The 21,785-nt window shown below is 60.1% G+C and carries 23 protein-coding genes; 2 read left to right on the top strand and 21 right to left on the bottom strand.

Annotation, left to right across the window (positions count from 1 at the left end; translation table 11 throughout):
- Window positions 1–77: 77 nt before the first annotated feature.
- The 19 genes from der to trmJ all read right to left on the bottom strand — a co-directional run bounded on the left by der (window position 78) and on the right by trmJ (window position 16,760).
- Window positions 78–1,547, bottom strand: coding sequence for a ribosome biogenesis GTPase Der (der, locus tag BLS87_RS12675; RefSeq protein ID WP_074752828.1), 1,470 nt, complete (start codon window positions 1,545–1,547; stop codon window positions 78–80).
- Between the two features lie 152 nt (window positions 1,548–1,699).
- Window positions 1,700–2,851, bottom strand: coding sequence for an outer membrane protein assembly factor BamB (gene bamB / locus BLS87_RS12680; protein WP_074752829.1), 1,152 nt, complete (start codon window positions 2,849–2,851; stop codon window positions 1,700–1,702).
- Window positions 2,844–3,485, bottom strand: a complete 642-nt coding sequence (locus tag BLS87_RS12685) for a YfgM family protein (protein ID WP_074752830.1) — start codon at window positions 3,483–3,485, stop codon at window positions 2,844–2,846. The genes bamB and BLS87_RS12685 overlap by 8 nt, the downstream gene beginning before the upstream one ends.
- A gap of 36 nt (window positions 3,486–3,521) precedes the next feature.
- Window positions 3,522–4,811 carry a histidine--tRNA ligase gene (gene hisS, locus BLS87_RS12690; RefSeq protein WP_074752831.1) on the bottom strand — a complete coding sequence of 430 codons (1,290 nt, stop codon included), beginning with the start codon at window positions 4,809–4,811 and terminating at the stop codon, window positions 3,522–3,524.
- Between the two features lie 21 nt (window positions 4,812–4,832).
- Window positions 4,833–5,942 (bottom strand): flavodoxin-dependent (E)-4-hydroxy-3-methylbut-2-enyl-diphosphate synthase, encoded by a 1,110-nt coding sequence (ispG, locus tag BLS87_RS12695; protein ID WP_074752832.1) that lies wholly within the window; start codon window positions 5,940–5,942, stop codon window positions 4,833–4,835.
- Between the two features lie 3 nt (window positions 5,943–5,945).
- Entirely contained in the window at window positions 5,946–6,968 is a 1,023-nt protein-coding gene (locus BLS87_RS12700) for a RodZ domain-containing protein (RefSeq protein ID WP_074752833.1), read from the bottom strand.
- Window positions 6,968–7,726, bottom strand: a complete 759-nt coding sequence (gene pilW / locus BLS87_RS12705) for a type IV pilus biogenesis/stability protein PilW (protein ID WP_074752834.1) — start codon at window positions 7,724–7,726, stop codon at window positions 6,968–6,970. The genes BLS87_RS12700 and pilW overlap by 1 nt, the downstream gene beginning before the upstream one ends.
- Window positions 7,727–7,752: 26 nt before the next feature.
- Entirely contained in the window at window positions 7,753–8,901 is a 1,149-nt protein-coding gene (gene rlmN, locus BLS87_RS12710) for a dual-specificity RNA methyltransferase RlmN (protein ID WP_074752835.1), read from the bottom strand.
- 27 nt (window positions 8,902–8,928) lie between these two features.
- Window positions 8,929–9,354 carry a nucleoside-diphosphate kinase gene (gene ndk / locus BLS87_RS12715; RefSeq protein ID WP_074752836.1) on the bottom strand — a complete coding sequence of 142 codons (426 nt, stop codon included), beginning with the start codon at window positions 9,352–9,354 and terminating at the stop codon, window positions 8,929–8,931.
- Between the two features lie 90 nt (window positions 9,355–9,444).
- A complete protein-coding gene (iscX, locus tag BLS87_RS12720) occupies window positions 9,445–9,645 on the bottom strand; it encodes a Fe-S cluster assembly protein IscX (RefSeq protein ID WP_074752837.1) in 201 nt (66 codons plus the stop codon).
- Window positions 9,646–9,658: 13 nt separating this feature from the next.
- Window positions 9,659–10,000 carry an ISC system 2Fe-2S type ferredoxin gene (gene fdx / locus BLS87_RS12725; protein ID WP_062383494.1) on the bottom strand — a complete coding sequence of 114 codons (342 nt, stop codon included), beginning with the start codon at window positions 9,998–10,000 and terminating at the stop codon, window positions 9,659–9,661.
- A gap of 3 nt (window positions 10,001–10,003) precedes the next feature.
- Window positions 10,004–11,866, bottom strand: a complete 1,863-nt coding sequence (gene hscA, locus BLS87_RS12730) for a Fe-S protein assembly chaperone HscA (protein WP_074752838.1) — start codon at window positions 11,864–11,866, stop codon at window positions 10,004–10,006.
- 45 nt (window positions 11,867–11,911) lie between these two features.
- Window positions 11,912–12,430, bottom strand: coding sequence for a co-chaperone HscB (gene hscB, locus BLS87_RS12735; protein ID WP_074752839.1), 519 nt, complete (start codon window positions 12,428–12,430; stop codon window positions 11,912–11,914).
- Window positions 12,431–12,438: 8 nt separating this feature from the next.
- Window positions 12,439–12,762: an iron-sulfur cluster assembly protein IscA gene (iscA, locus tag BLS87_RS12740; protein ID WP_074752840.1), complete on the bottom strand. Its 324-nt coding sequence runs from the start codon at window positions 12,760–12,762 to the stop codon at window positions 12,439–12,441.
- 38 nt (window positions 12,763–12,800) lie between these two features.
- Window positions 12,801–13,187: a Fe-S cluster assembly scaffold IscU gene (iscU, locus tag BLS87_RS12745; protein WP_062383507.1), complete on the bottom strand. Its 387-nt coding sequence runs from the start codon at window positions 13,185–13,187 to the stop codon at window positions 12,801–12,803.
- A 92-nt stretch (window positions 13,188–13,279) separates the two neighbouring features.
- Window positions 13,280–14,494: an IscS subfamily cysteine desulfurase gene (locus tag BLS87_RS12750; protein WP_074752841.1), complete on the bottom strand. Its 1,215-nt coding sequence runs from the start codon at window positions 14,492–14,494 to the stop codon at window positions 13,280–13,282.
- A gap of 44 nt (window positions 14,495–14,538) precedes the next feature.
- A complete protein-coding gene (gene iscR, locus BLS87_RS12755) occupies window positions 14,539–15,030 on the bottom strand; it encodes a Fe-S cluster assembly transcriptional regulator IscR (RefSeq protein WP_074752842.1) in 492 nt (163 codons plus the stop codon).
- Window positions 15,031–15,201: 171 nt separating this feature from the next.
- Window positions 15,202–15,987: a serine O-acetyltransferase gene (gene cysE / locus BLS87_RS12760; RefSeq protein ID WP_074752843.1), complete on the bottom strand. Its 786-nt coding sequence runs from the start codon at window positions 15,985–15,987 to the stop codon at window positions 15,202–15,204.
- Window positions 15,987–16,760: a tRNA (cytosine(32)/uridine(32)-2'-O)-methyltransferase TrmJ gene (gene trmJ / locus BLS87_RS12765; protein WP_074752844.1), complete on the bottom strand. Its 774-nt coding sequence runs from the start codon at window positions 16,758–16,760 to the stop codon at window positions 15,987–15,989. The genes cysE and trmJ overlap by 1 nt, the downstream gene beginning before the upstream one ends.
- 236 nt (window positions 16,761–16,996) lie before the next feature.
- On the opposite strand from trmJ, the gene suhB reads away from it, so the two are divergent.
- On the top strand, window positions 16,997–17,812 hold the full coding sequence (gene suhB / locus BLS87_RS12770; RefSeq protein ID WP_074752845.1) for a type III secretion system regulator SuhB: 816 nt from the start codon (window positions 16,997–16,999) through the stop codon (window positions 17,810–17,812).
- Between the two features lie 40 nt (window positions 17,813–17,852).
- Here the strand turns inward: suhB and BLS87_RS12775 are convergent, their stop codons facing one another.
- On the bottom strand, window positions 17,853–18,788 hold the full coding sequence (locus tag BLS87_RS12775; protein ID WP_074752846.1) for a LysR family transcriptional regulator: 936 nt from the start codon (window positions 18,786–18,788) through the stop codon (window positions 17,853–17,855).
- Between the two features lie 133 nt (window positions 18,789–18,921).
- Between BLS87_RS12775 and BLS87_RS12780 the strand changes: the two genes are divergently transcribed.
- The gene (locus BLS87_RS12780) at window positions 18,922–20,142 is read left to right on the top strand and encodes a cation:dicarboxylate symporter family transporter (protein WP_074752847.1); all 1,221 of its coding nucleotides are present in this window, start codon (window positions 18,922–18,924) and stop codon (window positions 20,140–20,142) included.
- 25 nt (window positions 20,143–20,167) lie between these two features.
- Here the strand turns inward: BLS87_RS12780 and BLS87_RS12785 are convergent, their stop codons facing one another.
- Window positions 20,168–21,766, bottom strand: a complete 1,599-nt coding sequence (locus BLS87_RS12785; RefSeq protein ID WP_074752848.1) for an argininosuccinate lyase — start codon at window positions 21,764–21,766, stop codon at window positions 20,168–20,170.
- Window positions 21,767–21,785 lie beyond the last annotated feature (19 nt).

Raw genomic sequence — 21,785 nt, forward strand, 5'->3', positions numbered from 1 at the left:
ACTCGCAGGATAGCCCATCCGGCGAACACAAAAAAAGGCGCCAAAGGCGCCTTTTTCGAAGAAAGACCATTACAAAATCAGCGCTTGTCCTTGCGCTTCTTGTTGGCCTTCTTGTGGTGCGACATCAAGCGACGCTTCTTGTTGACCTGACGGTCGGTCAGCGTGTTCTTGTTGCCTTCGTACGGGTTCTCGCCACCTTTGAACTCGATGCGGATCGGCGTACCCACCAGCTTGAGCACCCGACGGTAGGTGTTTTCGAGGTAGCGAACGTAAGACTTCGGTACCTTGTCGACCTGGTTACCGTGGATCACGATGATCGGCGGGTTGGCGCCGCCCAAGTGGGCATAACGCAGCTTGATTCGACGGCTGGCAACCATCGGTGGCGCGTGCTCGCTGACGGCATCTTCGAGAATCTGCGTCAGGCGGCTGGTCGGCCAGCGGGTCACGGCAGATTTGAACGAGTTCTGAACCGACTGGTAGAGGTTACCCACGCCCGTGCCGTGCAGCGCCGAGATGAAGTGGATGTCGGCGAAGTCGACGAAGAACAACCGGCGTTCCAGCTCGGTCTTCACGTAGTCGCGTTCGCTCGGGACCATGCCGTCCCATTTGTTCAACGCGATGACCAGTGCACGGCCCGCTTCAAGCGCGAAGCCCAGCAGGTTCAGGTCGTGGTCCACCACGCCTTCGCGGGCGTCCATGACGAAGATCACCACGTTGGCGTCTTTGATCGCCTGCAGGGTTTTCACCACCGAAAACTTTTCGACTTCCTCGTGGATCTTGCCGCGCTTGCGCACACCGGCGGTGTCGATCAGCGTGTACTTCTCGTCGTTGCGCTCGAACGGGATGTAGATGCTGTCACGCGTGGTGCCGGGCTGGTCGTAGACGATGACGCGGTCTTCGCCGAGCATGCGGTTGACGAGCGTCGACTTGCCCACGTTCGGACGGCCGATGATCGCGATCTTGATACCGTCTTTCTCGCTCGGGCCCGGGATGCGCTTGGCTTCTTCGCCTTCAGCAACGTCCTCTTCTTCACCCTCTTCCACTTCGTCCGCGTCTTTCGGGAATTCGCTCAAGGCGATTTCCAGCATCTGCGTGATGCCGCGACCGTGTGCACCGGCAACCGGAATCGCGTCGCCCATGCCCAGTGGCGCGAACTCGGCGCGGGCCATGTCAGGGTCGATGTTGTCGACCTTGTTGGCGACCACGTACGAGGTCTTGTTGCGCTTGCGCAGGTGCTCGCCAATCATCTGGTCGGCGGCGGTGAAGCCAGCCTTGGCGTCCACCAGGAACAAAACGACATCGGCTTCTTCGATGGCCAGCAGCGACTGCTCGGCCATCTTTTCGTCCATGCCGTGCTCATCACCGGAAATACCGCCGGTGTCGATCAGGATGTAGGTACGCCCTTGCCACTTGGCCTCACCGTATTGGCGATCACGGGTCAGACCGGACAAGTCGCCGACGATGGCGTCGCGAGTCCTGGTCAGGCGGTTGAACAAGGTGGACTTGCCGACGTTCGGTCGACCCACCAGGGCGATTACGGGAACCATGCGGCTCTCCACTTCGTTATTTCAGAAAATACAAAAGCCGCTGCAAGGCAGCGGCCGGAGTTCGGAGCGGCACCCGAAGTGCCGCAAGCCCCGTCAGAGCGGGGCTGCCCGAGGAAAGCCGGTTGGCTGGCCTCCTCAAGCATAGACAGCCACTACTTGATCGTCAGGGCTTCCAGCTTGCCGCTGTTGCCGAAGACGTAAATGGTGTTGCCCGACACCAGCGGGCGTGCACGCAGGCCGTCGCTGTCGATCTTTTCACGGCCGACGAAGTGACCGTCAACCTGACTCAGCAGGTGCAGGTAACCTTCCATGTCGCCCACCGCTACGTAGCTGGAGAACACTTCCGGCGAACCCAACTGGCGGCGAGCCAGCGAGTCGTTGCTCCACAGCGCGGTGGAAGAACGCTCATCGACGCCTTCAACCGTGCCGTTGGCCAGGGAAACGTAGACGCTGCCAAAGCCCTGGGCAACGCCCGAGTAGCTCGATGCATCACGCTGCCACAGCACACGGCCGCTCTGCAGCTCCAGACCCGCGACACGGCCCTGATAGGTCGCGACGTACAGGGTCGAGCCGGACAACAGCAGGCCGCCATCGATGTCGACCACGCGGTCCAGTTCGGAACGACCTTGTGGAATCGCTACACGCTGCTCCCAGACTGGCACGCCATTGCTGATGTCCAGTGCCACAACCTTACCGGTCGACAGGCCTGCAATCGCCAGCTGGTTGGTGACAATCGGAGCACCGGTGCCGCGCAGGGTCAGAACCGCAGGACTGCTTTCGTAGATCCAGCGCTGATCACCGGTCACGGCATCGTAACCAATGACCTTGTCGTCCTGGGTCTGAGCGACCACAACGTCACCGTTGGTGGCCGGCGAAGACAACACTTCGCTGGTCGCCTTGGCTTTCCACTTCTGCTCGCCGGTGGCTTCGTCGAGGACGATCACCTCACCGCGCAGGGTGCCGAGCATGACCATGCCGGAACCCACGCCGACAGCGCCGGAAACAGGCTGCTCGAGCTCTTTCTTCCAGACCACGTCGCCGTTGCTACGGTTGATCGCCATGACCAGACCGTTGGCATCAGCAGCGTAGATGTTCTCGCCGTCGATGGCCGGAACCAGCATGTTGTAGATGTCGCCCTGGCCGTCACCGACCGAACGGCTCCACAACTTTTGCAGGACCACTTCTTCTTTGAAGTCGGTCAGCTCGGCCGGAGGCAATTCCTTTTTGGTGTTGCTGCTGCAACCCGCGGCCAAAACGGCCAGAGCCAGCAATGCTGCATGTTTCCAACGAATCACGTCACGCATCCCCTTTCGCCAGATCGTCGAGCTTCATTTGCAAGCCACCCACTGCCGCTTCCTCGGACAGCGCAGCCTTGGCCTTTTTGTATGCAGCATAAGCATCGTCGGTACGACCCAGCTGAACCAGCAGATCACCGCGCAGCTCTTCACGACTGGCCGCGAATGCCTTGTCGACCTGACCGTCGAGCAGCTTCAGCGCGTCTTCTGCCTTGTTCTGTGCCGCGAGCACGCGAGCCAGACGCTGACGGGCGATTTCACCCAGTGTCGGGTTGGCTGGCTTGTCATTCACCGCTTTCAATTCGCTTGCAGCATCGTCCAGCTTGCCGGTTTCGACCGCGACCTTGGCCACGAACAGGCTGCCGTACTGTGCGTACGGGGTGCCACCGAATTCGCTTTTCAGCTTGCCGGCGATCTCCGCGACACGACCGGCATCGGCCTGACCACTTGGGGTCAAGGCTGTTTCCAGCAACTGTTGATACAGGGCCGAAGCACCTTGTGCCTGGTTGTTCTGATAGCGGTGCCAGGCTTGCCAGCCCAACACAACGATCACCGCGAGCAGACCGCCGGTGACCAGGGGCTTGCCGTTACGCTGCCACCAGTCTTTTACCGCCGCCAGCTGTTCATCATCGGTACTCGACACCCCAATACTCCTATCTAATTCGGCTGTTTATCAGCTTCAACCCTGCACGATGCAGGTGGCCAGGTGCTCGGAAAGAGCATCCCAGGCAATATTTTGTTGTTCGCCCTGACCGCGCAGAGGCTTGACGCCCACTTCCTTGCGGGCCAGCTCTTCATCGCCCAGGATCAGCGCATACAGCGCGCCGCTCTTGTCGGCTTTCTTGAACTGGCTCTTGAAGCTGCCAGCTCCGGCGTTGACCTGCAGACGCAGGTTCGGCGCCTGATCACGCAGACGCTCCGACAATGCCAGCGCGGCCAACTCTGCGGCTTCGCCAAAGGCACAGACGTACACGTCGATGGTGCGCGAAATCTCTTCCGGGATCTGCTCCAGGGTTTCCAGCAGCAGCACCAGGCGTTCGATGCCCATGGCGAAACCAACGCCGGTGGTCGGCTTGCCGCCCATCTGCTCGACCAGGCCGTCGTAACGACCGCCCGCGCAGACGGTGCCCTGAGCACCCAGTTGATCGGTGACCCATTCGAAAACGGTCTTGCTGTAGTAATCCAGCCCACGGACCAGCTTCGGGTTGATCACATAAGGAATGCCTGCCGCGTCGAGACGCGCCTTGAGGCCTTCGAAGTGAACCCGCGACTCTTCGTCCAGATAGTCCGCCAACTTCGGCGCATCGACCAGCACAGCCTGGGTTTCAGGGTGTTTGGTGTCGAGCACGCGCAGCGGGTTGGTTTTCAGACGGCGCTGGCTGTCTTCGTCCAGCTGCTCGAGGCGGGCCGAGAGGTACTCGACCAGCGCTTCGCGGTAGCGTCCACGCGCTTCGCTGGTGCCAAGGCTGTTGAGTTCGAGCTTGACCGCGTTGCGGATGCCCAGCAGGCCCCACAGGCGCCAGGTCAGCACGATCAGCTCGGCGTCGATGTCCGGACCGTCAAGGTTGAACACTTCACAGCCAATCTGGTGGAACTGGCGATAACGGCCTTTCTGTGGACGCTCGTGGCGGAACATCGGGCCGATGTACCAGAGCTTCTGCACCTGGCCGCCGCCGGTGATGCCGTGCTCGAGCACCGCACGGACGCACGCCGCCGTGCCTTCAGGGCGCAGGGTCAGCGAGTCGCCGTTACGGTCGGCGAAGGTGTACATCTCTTTCTCGACGATGTCGGTGACTTCGCCGATAGAGCGCTTGAACAGCTCGGTGAACTCGACGATCGGCATGCGAATCTGGCGATAACCGTAGTTATCCAGCAGACGCGATACGGTGCCTTCGAAGTAGCGCCACAGTGGCGTCTGGTCCGGCAGGATGTCGTTCATGCCACGAATGGCTTGCAGGGACTTACTCACAAAAATTCCTTGGAAACTGGGTTAGCCGCGAACGATCAGCGCTGCGTCGGCCTGGACCTTCTCGGCCGCTTTCTCCCGGATCAAGCGTTCAAGCTCGTCCACCAGATTGTCATTGGTCAGCTTTTGCGACGGCTTGCCATCGATGTAGATCAGGTTCGGCGTACCGCCAGTGAGGCCGATATGGGCTTCCTTGGCTTCGCCCGGACCGTTCACCACACAACCGATCACCGCGACATCGAGCGGGACCAGCAGATCTTCAAGGCGCCCTTCCAGCTCGTTCATGGTCTTGACCACATCGAAGTTCTGCCGCGAGCAGCTCGGACAGGCGATGAAGTTGATGCCACGGGAACGCAGGTGCAGCGACTTGAGGATGTCGTAACCGACTTTCACTTCCTCGACGGGATCAGCGGCCAGCGAGATACGAATGGTATCGCCGATTCCTTCGGCCAGCAGCATACCTAGGCCGACGGCCGATTTCACTGTGCCTGAACGTAATCCACCGGCTTCGGTGATGCCAAGGTGCAATGGCTGGACAATTTGCTTGGCCAACAGGCGGTAGGCTTCAACGGCCATGAACACATCGGACGCTTTGACGCTGACCTTGAAGTCCTGGAAATCAAGGCGATCAAGGTGCTCGACATGGCGCAGCGCGGACTCGACCAACGCCGCCGGGGTCGGCTCGCCGTATTTCTTCTGCAGGTCTTTTTCCAGCGAACCGGCGTTGACGCCGATACGAATGGGAATGCCGCGATCACGCGCAGCGTCGACCACCGCGCGAACACGGTCTTCACGGCCAATGTTGCCCGGGTTGATCCGCAGGCAATCGACGCCAAGCTCGGCCACACGCAGGGCGATCTTGTAGTCGAAGTGGATGTCGGCAACCAGCGGCACCTTGACCAGCTGTTTGATACGACCGAACGCCTCGGCGGCGTCCATGTCCGGGACCGAAATGCGGACGATGTCCACGCCTGCGGCCTCCAGACGGTTGATCTGAGCGACGGTTGCAGCGACGTCGTTCGTGTCGCTGTTGGTCATGCTCTGTACCGCGATCGGGGCATCACCGCCGACCGGCACCGAGCCGACCCAGATTTTACGAGATTCGCGACGTTTGATCGGAGATTCGCCGTGCATGACTTATTGCCCCAACTTCATGCGAGCCGTCTGGCCCGAAGTGAAAGGTGCGACGTCGACCGGCTGACCGTTGTAGCTGACCTGTGCAGCACGGGCCACGCCCAGTCGCACCGCCAGAGGTGGCTTGCCGCTGACATCGACGGTGTCGCCAGAGCGCTTGAGGCCACTGGTCAGCACCTTGCCGTTACCGTCGGTGATCTGAAACCAGCAATCGGCGTTGAATGCGATGTGCACCTGACCGAAACCGGCAGGCGCCGGCGCTGCCTCAGTGGTCGCTGGTGCTTGTGCAGGCGCTGGCGCAGGCACGGCAGCCGTGGCTGGCGTCGTCGGCGCGGTGTGCGCGGGAGCAGCAGGCGTGGCAGCCGTGCCGTGCGCAGGCGCGGCCGCCGTTGCACCTGTGGCTGGCGCGGTGGTGGTCGGTGCGGTCGGCGTCGTCGGTACGGCTGCGGCCGGCTCGGCGTTATTCAACGGCAGCGGCGCTGGCGTGCTGCCTTGGGCTTCAGTAACCGCCTGATCTTCCGGCTCGTCCAGCGGATGAATCTGGGTGGTGCCGTCAGCACTTTCGACTTCGACGTGCTCCATTCCGAGACTGGTTGGTTCTTTGCCGCGCAGAGTCGCCTGATCCTGCCACCAGACAAACCCCCCACCGATCAGCGCAATCAGCAGCAACAAGCTGACAATGCGCAGGATATTGTGGGACAGGCGCACAGGCTCTTCGATGCGACCCAGGGCATGTACGTTGCTGCCCTTGCCGTCGGTGCCGGTGTACTGATCGAACTCGTTGACCAGGGCTGCCTGGTCAAGGTCCATCAGTTTCGCGTAGGCACGAATGTAACCCCGGGCAAAGGTATGGCCGGGGAGCTTGTCGAAATCGCCCGCCTCCACATAACCCAGGGACGTCGCGGTGAGGTTCAGCCTCAAAGCCACATCTGGCAGCGACCAGTTTCTGCTCTCGCGAGCCTGGCGCAACGTTTCACCAGGGTTCCTGCGAGTGGCTGCTACAACTTCGGGATGCGCCGCTTTCATCATTGCTCCGACAGGTATTGCTGATATTCCGGCGTACCGGGATAGAGTCTTTTTAGTTGCAGGCCATAACTGGCTGCCTTGTTGCGATCGTCATAAACCTTCGCTAACCGCGTGCCCAGCAACAGACTACGTGCATTCTGCTCGCTAAGCTGGCTGAAACGGTCGTAATAGTCACGCGCCGGCACATAATGCCTGTCTTCGTAAGACATCTCAGCCATTTCGAGCAATGCGCGTGGTTGTTGGCGATCAAGCCTCAAGGCTTTGTTGAATTCTTCCAGTGCTGCGTCACGATTCCCCAGCATCAGGGACGTCATGCCCAGATTCTCGAACACCCTGGCACGCTCGGCGTAGAGATTATCATCGGCGGCCTGCTGAAAGCGCTCATAAGCTTCCTTGTAGCGCTTCTGCTCGTAAAGAAAGCCACCGTAGTTGTTGAGAATGCGGGCATCCTTGGGACGTGAGGACAGTGCCTTGGTGTAATACTCATTGGCCAGCTCGGGTTCGAGCTCGGCTTGAAAGACGAGTCCCAGGGCAGCGTTCGCGTCGGCGTCCGAGCTGTCCAGCTCAAGCGCCTTTTTCAGCGGCGCTTTCGCCCGCTCCATCTGACCCTGCTGCAGATAGCCGAGGCCCAATTGCACATAGGCATGACGAGCTTCTTCACGTCCCTTGCCGGTACTCAGCGGATCGACGTTGCCAGTGGACACACAACCTACCAGCAACGTGGCAAAACACAGGAGCAGCGCAACGCGCAGGGACATAGAGATCCTCTCAGTCAAATTCGCAGTCAGGTGCGGGCCGCGGTGACCTGAGCCCCGTCGGTCTCGGCACTGAGCTCACGCACAGCGATATAACGTTCGCTGCGACGCGTGCGGTCCATGACCTGCCCGACCAACTGGCCACAGGCAGCATCGATGTCCTCACCGCGCGTGGTACGCACGGTGACGTTATACCCGGCTTGATGCAGCAGATCCTGGAAACGGCGGATCGCGTTGTTGCTGGGACGCTCGTAACCCGAATGCGGGAACGGGTTGAACGGGATCAGGTTGATCTTGCATGGCGTGTCCTTGAGCAGCTCGATCATCTCGACCGCGTGTTCAGGACGATCGTTGATGTCCTTGAGCAGCGTGTATTCGATGGTCAGCACGCGCTTCTCGCCCAATGCCGACATGTAGTTGCGGCAGGACTCGAGCAGCATCTTCAAGGGATACTTCTTGTTGATCGGCACCAGCTGGTTGCGCAACGCGTCGTTCGGCGCGTGCAGCGAAAGGGCCAGCGAAACGTCAATGTGCTTGGCCAGCTCATCGATCATGGGTACCACGCCCGACGTGGACAAGGTCACCCGGCGTTTGGAGATGCCATAGCCGAAGTCATCCATCATCAGATGCATGGCGGAGATGACATTGTCGAAGTTCAGCAATGGCTCACCCATGCCCATCATCACCACGTTGGTGATGGCACGGTCGACGGTAGCCGGGACACTGCCGAAAGATTTGTTGGCAATCCACACCTGACCGATTACTTCGGCGGCGGTGAGGTTGCTGTTGAAGCCTTGCTTGCCGGTAGAGCAGAAACTGCAATCCAGCGCGCAGCCCGCCTGGGACGAGACACACAGGGTGCCGCGTTTGCCTTGCGGAATGTAGACGGTCTCGACGCAGCTGCCGGACGCCACGCGAACGACCCATTTACGGGTACCGTCGGTGGAAATGTCCTCGCTGACGACTTCAGGACCCCGAATTTCGGCACGACGCTCGAGCTTTTCGCGCAGCGCCTTGCCGACGTTCGTCATGGCCTCGAAGTTATCGACGCCAAAATGGTGAATCCACTTCATGACCTGACCGGCACGGAAGCGTTTCTCCCCGATCGACTCGAAGAATTTTTCCATTTCCGGCTGGGTCAGACCCAACAGGTTGATTTTGCCAGTTGTATCAGTCATGGATTCACCCTCACTCGCAGCAGCAGCTTAGCGAGCGGTTACCTCGGTAGCAGCGAAGAAGTAAGCGATTTCGCGAGCAGCAGCAGCTTCGGAGTCCGAGCCGTGAACAGCGTTGGCGTCGATGGAATCAGCGAAGTCAGCACGGATAGTGCCAGCAGCTGCTTCTTTAGGGTTGGTAGCGCCCATCAGCTCACGGTTCAGAGCGATGGCGTTTTCGCCTTCCAGAACCTGAACGACAACCGGACCGGAGATCATGAAAGCAACCAGATCACCGAAGAAACCACGAGCGCTGTGCTCAGCGTAGAAACCTTCTGCTTCGGCCTTGGACAGTTGCTTCAGTTTCGACGCCACAACACGCAGACCGGCTTTTTCGAAGCGGGTGGTGATTTCGCCGATTACGTTTTTAGCAACGGCGTCAGGCTTGATGATCGAGAAAGTACGTTGAACAGCCATGGTGTAACTCCAGAAACAGTGATTGTTGCGAAAAATTAAACCCGCGAATTATACGCGGGTTCTGGTGTATTGCCTAACGTGCAAAGATGATCAGTCTATTTCGGCGGCCCAGAGGGTCTGAACCGCTTCGAGCACCTTCTCGCCGACCCGGCCAGAGGTATCGTCGAAATCAGGCAACTGCTGAATCATCTGCTGCAGTTTGACGAAGCCAACCGAATACGGATCGGTATCGGGATGAGCTTCGTACAATTCCTCAGCGATACGCTGTACATCATTCCAACCGTAGCTCATGACAATCCCTCGGTCAGTGCGGCGCTTCAGCTGCATGGTTAAGCGAATATTTCGGGATCTCGACGGTCAGGTCTTCAGTGCCGACCTTCGCCTGACAGGACAGACGCGACTGCGCCTCAAGACCCCAGGCACGATCAAGATAGTCCTCTTCCAGCTCGTCAGCCTCTTCCAGGGAATTGAAACCCTCGCGAATGATGCAGTGACAGGTGGTGCAGGCACAGACGCCGCCGCAAGCGCTCTCGATTTCGATGTGGTTGTCATGCGCCACTTCAAGAATCGACTTGCCGGTTTCGGCCTCGACAACCATACCGTCCGGGCAATGCTCGGCGTGTGGCAGAAAAATGACCTGCGGCATCAGTTATTCCTCAATCTCATTCAGGTTGCGCCCTGCCAACGCGGCTTTCACCGTCGAGTCCAGGCGGCGGGCTGCGAAGGCATCGGTCACCTGCGACAGACGCTTGGTCTGCTGCTCGATGGCCGCACCGTCGGTGCCCTTCATCAATTCACGGAGTTCGTCCACCTGCATGTCGATAACCATGCGCTCTTCGGCGTCGAGCAAGCGCTCGCCATCGGCCTGCAGCGCACCTTCGACGGCTTCGATCAGACGCTGGGCGTCGACCTGCTGTTCACGCAGGACACGAGCGACCTTGTCATCGCCGGCATACTGGAACGAATCCTTGAGCATGCGAGCGATTTCGCCGTCGGTCAGACCGTAAGACGGCTTGACCTGGATGCTGGACTCCACGCCGGACGCCAGTTCCCGAGCGGACACGCTGAGCAGACCGTCGGCGTCGACCTGGAAAGTGACACGAATCTTGGCGGCGCCGGCGACCATGGCGGGGATGCCGCGCAGGTCAAAACGCGCCAGTGAACGGCAGTCGCTGATCAATTCACGCTCGCCTTGCAGCACGTGAATCATCATGGCCGACTGGCCGTCTTTGTAGGTGGTGAATTCTTGAGCACGCGCCACCGGAATCGTGGTGTTACGCGGGATCACTTTCTCCATCAGACCGCCCATGGTTTCAAGCCCCAGGGACAGTGGAATCACGTCCAGCAGCAACAGCTCGCCGCCGTCACGCTTGTTACCCGCCAGTGTGTCGGCCTGGATCGCGGCACCGATGGCCACCACTTGATCAGGGTCGATTTCGGTCAACGGCTGACGACCAAACAGCTCGGCAACGGCTGCGCGAACACGAGGCACACGGGTCGAACCGCCGACCATGACCACCGCTTCCACTTCATCCAGTTCGATACCGCTGTCACGCACCGCGCGACGGCAGGCCTTGAGGCTGCGGGCGATCATCGGTTCAATCAGCGCTTCGAACGCTGCACGGGTCAGCACACCCGTCCACGCACCGTGTACGACGTCGACCGAATCAGTGTCTGTCAACGCTTCCTTGGCGGCACAGGCGGTCTGCATCAGACTGCGCTGCGCCGAAGGATCGAGGTCATCGGAAAGACCGGCCTCAGTGATGATCCAGCTCGCGATGGCGTGGTCGAAATCGTCGCCGCCCAACGCGCTGTCGCCGCCGGTGGCCATGACTTCGAACACACCGCCGGTCAGGCGAAGAATCGAGATGTCAAAGGTGCCGCCGCCCAGATCATAGATGGCCACGACCCCTTCGGCGTTCTGGTCCAGACCATAAGCCACGGCCGCCGCGGTAGGCTCGTTGAGCAAACGCAGGACCGTCAGCCCCGCCAGCTTGGCGGCGTCTTTGGTCGCCTGACGCTGAGCATCGTCGAAATAGGCAGGCACGGTAATCACCGCACCGACCAGATCGCCACCCAACGTCGCTTCGGCACGCTGACGCAGTACTTTCAGGATATCGGCAGAGACTTCAACGGGGCTTTTGGCGCCCTGAACCGTCTCGATGAACGGCATGTGCGACTCACCGCCAATGAAGCGGTACGGCAGTTGCTCGCCCAGATGCTTGACGTCCGAGATGCCGCGCCCCATCAGGCGCTTGACCGAAATGATCGTGTTCAAGGGGTCGGTGGCGGCAGCGTCTTTGGCCGACTGGCCCACTTCGACGCGATCGGCGTGGTAACGCACCGCCGACGGCAGGATGACCTGCCCGTTCTGATCGGGAAGCGGTTCACTGATGCCGCTGCGCAGCGCAGCCACCAGCGAGTTGGTGGTGCCGAGATCGATCCCGACGGCCAGACGGCGCTGATGAGGTTTTGGACTTTGGCCGGGTTCGGCGATCTGCAGTAGAGCCATTGCTTTTCTGATATCACTGGCGCGCCGCCCAAGGGCGGCGCGGGGTTAATCGTCGAGGCGCTCTTCCAGCTGGCGCACTTCGTAAGAGAGCTTGTCGAGGAACTGCATGCGGCGCATCAGCCTTTCGGCCTGCTCACGCTGTGCAGCATCATCCCAACAGGCCGCGAAGCTTTCGTTCAGTTCTTCCTGCGCAACCTTGAGCCGACGCTTGAACGTCGCGACACCGTCCAGGTCCGCTTCGTCTTGCAAGTCCTCGAGTTCTTCGCGCCATTGCATCTGCTGCATCAGAAACTCGGGGTCCTGCACGGTGACTTCAAGCGGAACTTCGCCCTTGAGCGCCAACAGATAGCGCGCCCGTTTAGGCGCGCTCTTAAGCGTCTGGTAGGCATCGTTCAAGCTCGCCGAGCGCTCCAGCGCAACGCGCTGCTCACGCTCGGGGGCGTCAGCAAAGCGGTCGGGGTGCACGCTACGGGCAAGCTCGCGGTAACGCGTCGCCAGCAGGTCTAGATCCAGACGGAAGCCCGGCTGCAGATCGAATAAAGCGAAATGACAAGGAGTGCCCACAGTCAGCCTCAAACGTTGAAGCTTTCGCCGCAGCCACATTCACCGCGCGAGTTGGGATTGTTGAACTTGAAGCCTTCGTTCAACCCTTCCTTGACGAAATCGAGCTCGGTGCCGTCGAGGTAAACCAGGCTCTTGGGATCGATGATCACCTTGACGCCATGGTATTCGAACACCGAGTCTTCGCTTTCCGGCTCGTCGACGAACTCGAGGACGTACGCCAGGCCAGAACACCCGGTCGTACGAACACCCAGACGAATGCCATCACCTTTGCCGCGCCCTTCAAGGGAGCGACGCACGTGATTTGCGGCAGCTTCGGTCATGCTGATAGCCATCGGAACTCCTTACCTCTTGCAAGCGGGATGAAGACTGCTTAGAGCAGGCCTTTCTTCTGCTTGTAATCGCGAACAGCGGCCTTGATGGCATCTTCAGCGAGTACGGAGCAGTGAATTTTCACCGGCGGCAACGCCAGCTCTTCCGCCAGTTGGGTGTTCTTGATGGTTTCTGCTTCGTCCAGGGTCTTGCCCTTCATCCACTCGGTGGCGAGGGAGCTGGAAGCGATGGCAGAACCGCAGCCGTAGGTCTTGAACTTGGCGTCTTCGATGATGCCCTGCTCGTTAACCTTGATCTGCAGGCGCATCACGTCGCCGCACGCTGGAGCGCCGACCATGCCGGTGCCGACATCAGGATCTTCCGCGTTCATCTTGCCGACGTTGCGCGGGTTCTCGTAGTGGTCAATGACCTTTTCGCTGTAAGCCATGGTGCAATCCTCTCATCAGGTAAATCGCTCTCGCGACACTTCAAAAACCGGACAACGCGTTTTTAAAGCGCCGCATCTGTGGCGACTTTAAATTAGTGCGCCGCCCACTCGATTTTGGAGATGTCGACACCGTCTTTGAACATGTCCCACAGCGGCGACAGAGCGCGCAGCTTGGTGACAGCCTCGCAAACTTTCTGCGCAGCCCAGTCAATCTCTTCTTCCGTGGTGAAACGGCCGAAGGTGAAACGGATCGAGCTGTGCGCCAGCTCGTCGTTGCGACCCAGGGCGCGCAGCACGTAGGACGGCTCCAGGGAAGCCGAGGTGCAGGCAGAACCGGACGACACCGCGAGGTCCTTGAGCGCCATGATCAGCGACTCGCCTTCGACGTAGTTGAAGCTCAGGTTCAGGTTGTGCGGTACGCGAGCGGTCATGCTGCCGTTGACGTACAGCTCTTCCAGGTGCTCGACCTGCTTGTAGAAACGGTCGCTCAGTGCCTTGATGCGCACGTTCTCGGCAGCCATGTCTTCTTTGGCGACGCGGAACGCTTCACCCATGCCGACGATCTGGTGAGTGGCCAATGTGCCCGAACGCATGCCGCGCTCGTGACCGCCACCGTGCATGGTCGCTTCGATGCGAACACGCGGCTTGCGGCTCACGTACAGCGCGCCAATGCCCTTTGGACCGTAGGTCTTGTGGGCCGAGAAGGACATCATGTCGACTTTCAGTTTCGACAGGTCGATGTCGACCTTGCCGGTGGACTGAGCGGCGTCGACATGGAACAGCACGCCACGCGAACGGGTCAGCTCGCCAATCGCAGCGATGTCGTTCACGGTGCCGATTTCGTTGTTCACGTGCATGATCGAAACCAGGATGGTGTCGTCACGCAGAACCGATTCGATCATGGCCGGAGTGATCAGACCGTCTTCAGTCGGCTCCAGATACGTGACTTCGAAACCTTCACGCTCCAGTTGGCGCATGGTGTCGAGGACAGCCTTGTGTTCGATCTTGCTGGTGATCAGGTGCTTGCCTTTGGAGGCATAGAAATGCGCAGCGCCTTTGATCGCCAGGTTGTCGGATTCGGTAGCACCGGAGGTCCAGACGATTTCACGCGGGTCGGCGTTGACCAGATCAGCGACCTGACGACGGGCATTCTCGACCGCTTCTTCTGCTTTCCAGCCGAAGACGTGGGAGCGCGACGCCGGGTTACCGAAGTTGCCATCAACCAGCAGGCAATCGCTCATTTTCTGCGCAACACGCGGGTCGACCGGGGTCGTCGCGGAATAATCGAGGTAAATCGGCAATCTCATTGAATATCTCCTATCGGGCAGGCGCGCCGCGCGTTCATCTGCGTTCACTCAACGGCGGATGTTTCAATCTTGTCCAGTTGCTGCGTCTTGTTGTTGCAACGACGCAGATCCTGACGTTGGGCGACTTCCTGCACTTCACGGCGAGTGACGAGGTCGGCCAGGCTGATACCGCTTAGAAATTCGTGAATCTGCTGGCTGAGGTCACACCACAAATGGTGGGTCAGACAGGTATCGCCAGCATGGCAATCACCGAGTCCCTGACAACGTGTCGCATCGACCGATTCGTTGACCGCATCGATCACCTGCGCCACTTGAATGCCTTGCATCGTGCGGGACAGCTGGTAGCCACCGCCGGGCCCACGCACGCTGGACACCAGGTTGCTGCGGCGCAGCTTGGCGAACAGTTGCTCGAGGTAGGAAAGGGAAATCCCCTGCCGCTCGGAGATGTCGGCCAGAGACACTGGCCCATGCTGCGCGTGCAATGCCAGATCCAGCATGGCAGTGACGGCGTATCGGCCCTTTGTAGTCAGTCGCATGACGTGTACCGCGGAGGTTCGGAATGAGGGCGAGTATGCTATTCCCGAGTATTTAAGTCAACTATAAGACCTAGTGAAACAGTCGGGATTACCCGCAAAACAGCGGGCCGCATCATAGCAAAACCCAGGCTGGAATGGCACTTCTGCGTTTTCCAGCCCCCACCCCCTCCTTTAGTCGTGGACGGCTTTGGTTTCGCTGCGTTCCTTGATGCAATCGAAGACTTCCTGATGCAGCTCCGGAAGGGCCTTCTCGCGGTATTCGCACCCCAGACTCTTGAGCGCCTTGCCCATGTCTTCCATGCGCACATCCACCGCTTGCAGGTGATCCAGCAACTGACCGATCGCCTTGGCGACAGGGTCTGGCATGTCTTCGCTCACACCGTACGCATCGAAACCTATCTTCTCGGCCATCGCCTTGCGCTTGGCTTCAGCCTCGCTGTCGTCCGACTTGACGATGATCCGCCCGGGAATACCGACCACTGTCGCACCCGCCGGCACCGGCTTGGTCACCACGGCGTTGGAACCGACTTTGGCGCCCGCGCCCACCGTAAACGGGCCCAGCACCTTCGCACCCGCCCCCACGACAACGCCGGATTCCAGCGTGGGATGCCGCTTGCCTTTGTTCCAACTGGTGCCGCCCAGGGTCACACCCTGATAAAGCGTCACGTCATCGCCGATCTCGGCTGTCTCGCCGATGACGATGCCCATGCCGTGATCGATAAAGAAACGCCGTCCGACTTTGGCGCCGGGGTGGATTTCGATACCCGTCAACCAGCGACCGAAGTTGGAGACCATACGGGCCGGCCACTTCAAGTCCTTGCGCCACAGCCAGCCAGACAAACGATGCAACCATATGGCGTGCATACCTGGATAGCAGGTCAGCACTTCGAATGCGTTTCGGGCTGCCGGGTCACGGTGAAACACGCTTTGAATGTCTTCTCGCAGACGCTCGAACATCACTGATCCTTCCGCTTGTAGGGCTCGCCGTTGGCCGCTTTCTGGGTCTCGGTGAGGATGCCGCGCAAAATGCTCATTTCAGATCGGTTTACAGAGGAGCGCCCGTAGAGCCGGCGCAACCTGGCCATCAGATGACGAGGCTTTTCCGGATCGAGGAAGCCAATATTCACCAGCGTGGCCTCCAGATGCTCATAGAATTTTTCCATCTCATCCATTGTCGCAAGCTCGGTGCTGCGCACGGAATTGACCTCGAACTTCTCGACCTTGGTCGCCTGTCCGCCTGCTGCGAGCCACGCCATGCGGGTTTCGTAGCTCAGGACCTGCACCGCAGCCGCCAGATTCAGCGAGCTGAATTCCGGATCGGAAGGGATGTGCACATGGTAATGGCAGCGCTGCAGCTCTTCGTTGGTCAGGCCCGCGTACTCACGGCCAAACACCAGGGCGATCTCTTCGCCCTGCGCGGCGTGCTCAACGGTTTTCACGCCCGCTTCGCGTGGGTCGAGCAATGGCCAGGGAATGCGGCGATCACGGGCGCTGGTACCCAGCACGAGGTTGCAGCCCACGAGCGCATCTTCAAGCGTCGCGACCACTTGGGCGCCTTCCAGAATGTCGCCCGCCCCCGACGCACGGGCGTCCGCTTCGTGATGCGGGAACATCGCCGGATCGACCAGCACCAGACGCGAAAGCCCCATGTTCTTCATGGCACGAGCAGCGCCACCGATATTTCCCGGATGACTGGTACCGACCAGGACGACACGAATATTTTGCAGCACTGGTGAAGTCTCGCTAGCAGGTGAAAAGGGGGACGAATCTTACAGAAGCACCCGGCGCAAGGCTATGAACCCGTGCGCCATTCGACCTAGATACACCGTTAAGGCCCGCGGGGCCAGTGACGATCAAGGGGTCATGAGGCGACCGGACGCAGGGCAAAGGCTGCACTCGCGCTGGAAATCGTCGGAAAGAACCCATAGAATGCCCGGCTCTCTTTAACGACCTAGGTGATACATCCATGCAGCCCATGCTGAATATCGCGCTGCGCGCCGCCCGCAGCGCCAGCGAATTGATTTTCCGCTCCATCGAGCGCCTGGATACCATCAAGGTCGACGAAAAAGACGCGAAAGACTACGTCACCGAGGTCGATCGCGCGGCAGAAAAAGTCATCATCGACGCCCTGCTCAAGGCTTACCCAACCCACGGCATCCTCGGCGAAGAAACCGGCCTGCACGAAGGCAGCGGTGAAGGCGCCGATTACCTGTGGGTCATCGACCCGCTGGACGGCACCACCAACTTCGTTCGCGGCGTTCCGCACTTCGCGGTCAGCATTGCCTGCAAATACCGTGGTCGCCTGGAACACGCCGTTGTTCTGGACCCGGTCCGCCAGGAAGAATTCACCGCCAGCCGTGGCCGTGGTGCGCAACTCAACGGTCGTCGCCTGCGCGTCAGCCCTCGCAAGAGCCTGGAAGGCGCCCTCCTCGGCACCGGCTTCCCGTTCCGCGAGAACCAGCTGGACAACCTCGAGAACTACCTGAACATGTTCCGTTCGCTGGTCGGCCAGACCGCCGGCATCCGCCGCGCTGGCGCAGCAAGCCTGGACCTGGCCTACGTCGCTGCCGGTCGCTTTGATGCGTTCTGGGAGTCGGGTCTGTCCGAATGGGACATGGCCGCAGGCGCCCTGCTGATTCAGGAAGCAGGCGGACTGGTCAGCGATTTCAACGGTGGCCACGAATTCCTTGAGAAAGGCCACATCGTTGCCGGCAACACCAAGTGCTTCAAAGCCGTACTGACCTCGATCGCTCCGTACGTGCCAGCCTCGCTGAAGCGCTAAGCTTCAACGCTGCAAAAAAACCGGCCATGTGCCGGTTTTTTTATGCCCGCTGCAGCGCCCTTCGCCCGCTCAACTCGCGCGACAGATCAATGAAGTTCTGCAGCGGCGGCAACTGATTAAAGCTGCGACACACCAGCGTGATCGGTGCATGCAGCCGAGGCCTGGCATGGGCAATCGGACAGTAGACGACACTCTCTTTGTGCACGTCCTTCATCGAAGCCGGGACGATGGAGATTCCTGCGCCCGCAGCCACCAGGCTGACGTTGGTCAGCATGCGCTCCACCTCGAAGGCAATCTTCGGATTGAAGCCTGCGTTTTGACAGGCTTTGATCAGGTTGGCGTACATCCCGGGAGCGCCGGGCCGTCGCACGAGAATGAACTGCTCATCCTGCAGGTCATCGAGCGAAATCGACGGCGGCTTGGCAGACGGATCATGCTCCGCCAGCAAGCGATGCCCCACCGGCAAGGTGAGCAGCATTTCCTCGTTGAGCAGGCGATAAAACTCGATGCTCTGATGACGACTGACCGGCGCTCGCAGGATGCCGACGTCGACACCGCCCTCGATGCTCATGTCAGTGAGCTTTTTCGCACTCCCCTCCTTGAGTGAAACCGCCACGCCGGGATAACGCTCACGATAAGCACGAATGATGCGCGGGATCAGCGGATGGGCGGCGGCCGAACTGGTGAAGCCGATGCTCAACTGGCCTTCGATACCGTGAGCGGCACGAGACGCCTTGAGCGAACCCTCTTTGACACGCGCCAGAATGCCCTGCGCTTCCTGTAGGAATACCAGACCACCCGCCGTGAGATCTACGCCCTTGGGATGACGCTTGAACAGGTCGAACCCGAGTTCGTCTTCCAGCGCTCGAATTTGCTGGCTGAGTGGCGGTTGCTGCATGTTCAGGCGAGCGGCGGCGCGTGTGAAATGCCGCTCCTCGGCCACCATGACGAAATAGCGCAGATGACGAAGCTCCATGGTGGTCTATCCCGCCTCAAGGTTTTATGATGGCCGCCCGATCAACGCGACATTGACCGGCAAGCGTGCCCAATCCATCCAGCGCTGACAAGGCACGTTCATAACAATAAATACGCCGAAACCCGGAACACCGATGCCACTCAGGCTTCTGCGCAATCCCACGCTCCAACTGCTCATGGCCATCGCCTGCGGCATGCTGCTGGGCGCTGTTGACCCGCGACTTGCCGTTGCCATGAAACCGCTGAGCGATGGGTTCATTCGCATCATCGGCTGGCTGATGCCTTTCATGATGTTCCTCCTGATCGCGTCGGGCGTCGCCGGTTTGCAGGTCAGGCAACGCGGCTTGGGATGCAGGGTCCTGATCTATTTCCAGACGATGGCGCTGCTGTCGTTGTCGATGGGGTGCCTGATCGCTGAAGCCCTGCACCCGGGTAACGGCGTCGCATCCAGCGCGTCAACTCTGTCCCTGCCCGTGATCGATGCGGCCAACACCCCAGGCGAATTTTCGTGGTCAGCCGCAGGGGCTGTCGTCAGCCATGCACTCGTGCAAAACCCGATACTGCCGATCATGCTCGCCGGGTTATTGGCAGGTGCCCTGCTCGCCCGCGCAGAGGGGCATCGTCATGCCGATGCCTTGCGCACGTTGCTGGAAAAGGCCGTGAGCCTGCTCTTCAAGGTTCTGAAGGTCATTCTGCGTTTCGCACCGCTTGCCGCTTTTGGCGCCATCGCCTTCACCATCGGGCGTTTCGGCCCGGCGTCGGCATTACCGCTGCTCAAGTTCGTCGCCGTGATGTACCTGGCATCGGCCGCCTTCGTGCTGCTGGTATTGACCCCCGTAGCCCAAACCTCCGGGGTGTCGCTATGGCGGTTGATCGTGCATCTGAAGGACGAGTTGCTGCTGGTGACATTCACCGGTTCCTCCGTGGCCGCACTGCCCGGCCTGATCGAGAAGATGCAGACCCTGGGCTGCGACCGCCAGCTGACGCGCTTGGTGCTGACCACCGGCTACACCTTCAACCTCAGCGGTTCAAATATCTACCTGATCACGGCGGCACTGTTTCTGGCGCAAATGGCGGGGATCGAACTGACCGGCAGCGAACTGCTGACGCTGCTGCTGATATCACTGGTGACGTCCCTGGGCTCTACCAGCATGGCGGGTTCGGCCTTCTTCACATTGATCGCGACGCTGAACCTGTTTCACCTCGTACCGCTGGAAGGTGTCGGCTTGCTGTTGGGCGTGGAACGCCTGATGAAGTGCAGGGTGTTGACCAACGTGCTGGGCAATTGCGTGGCGTGCCTGGCGATTGCGCGCTGGCAGAATGCCGTTGCTTTTGTTTCTGCCCGAAGGACGTAACCCACCGGGCAGAAACCGACTGACATCAGCCTTTGGACGACAGCAACTTCTCGAACGCCCGATCCAGGTTACCTTCCGCCTGGGTCAACTTCTCTCGACGTTCACGCAGCCACGCCTGATCGGCATCCAGCGTCTTGTGCGCCTCGGCCAGCATGCGTTTGACCTCTTCGGGCTGAGGTCCACCGGTGCCTTTGCGGGTCTTGACCATGTTTTCCGGCGACAGCGACGCGCGGAACGTCGACTCATCCAGCGGCAGGGTATTCGGCTTCCACTGATACTTGTCCGCCGCCTGGGTGTAGAGCTTTTGCGCATCGGCATACGGGAAGGTTTTTGGCGTCAGGCCTTGATCGCGGGCCTGCTCGACAATGAGTGACGCGAAGCTGTGGCCAATGCGAAATGGCACTTTCTGCGTACGCTCAAGCGTGTCCGCCAGCTCCATCGAGGTGGTCCACTCGTTTTCCAGCTCTTCGCGGGCGCGCTGCGGATTGACCTGTAACGCATCAAGCACGGCATCCATCGCGCCGAACATGGCTTTGGTCGAATCGAACACACCCAGAGAGTCGAAGGCGAACTTGTAGTCGGTCATGCCAGGCGTGACGTTGTGCGCGCGCAGGGTCACGCTTTGCGCCAGGCCCACCACGTCGGACGCGCTTTCCCGCGCACGCATCAGCAACCCCGGATTCCGTTTCTGCGGCATCGCGCTGCTGGTGTAGGTCTTCGCCTCGTCCAGTAACAACCACGGCCGAATCTGGTGGTATTGGGTGTGGATGTCGCCAATCATCGCGCCCACCCGAATCGCCGAGGACGACGCGATATTCGCTGCCTCGATCGGGATGTCGTAAGTGGAAATCTGACTGGAATCCATGGAGTTCTCACGCACGCCGTCGAAGCCCAGCAACTCGGCCATGCGCTCGCGATTCAGCGGGTAAGCGGAGTTGGCCAGCACGGCAGTACCCATCGGGCTTTGATTCAGGCGTTGATACAGCTCGCGGATCCGCTGCCCATCGCGATCAAACGAGGCCTCGAACGCCAGCAAATAGTGCGCGTAAGTGATCGGCATCGCCTGAACGCCGTTGGTGTAGGCCGGAATCAGCGTGTCGATATTCTTGTCGGCGAGGTCCAACAGGCGTTTACGGGTCGCGTTCATGGCTTCGCTGTAGGCCAGCACGTCCGAACGCAGTTTGGCCAGACGGTAGGTGGCGAGCATGTCCTGGCGACTGCGACCGGAGTGAATCAGCGACGCTTCCGGGCCGATCTTGTCGGTCATGATCTGCTCAAGTTGCAGCACATCGCTCGGGCGCTTGCCATTGGGCTGGTCGGCCTGATCGATGGCGTAGCGCACGCCGGTCGCGATCTTCTGGCCCATCTCGGGTTTCACAATGCCCTCTTCGGTCAGCATGACGATCGAGGCTTTGTTGATGCGGTTCAGCCAGGAAAACTGGCTTTCGCCTTTGTTGCCTTTGGCGCTCGATTTATCGACCGTGGCGCCGATTTTCGCCGCCTGGGCAGCGCATTGCTCGGTCGTCGCACACGGCAACTCGGCCGTGTTGGCCGCATAAGCGCCATAGCTGTTGAACAGCGCGAAGGCGATGGCCAGATGGATGAGGGACTTTCTTGTGGGCATATCAAGCTCCGTTGCGGCG

The sequence above is a fragment of the Pseudomonas abietaniphila genome (assembly GCF_900100795.1).
Taxonomy (GTDB): Bacteria; Pseudomonadota; Gammaproteobacteria; order Pseudomonadales; family Pseudomonadaceae; genus Aquipseudomonas; species Aquipseudomonas abietaniphila.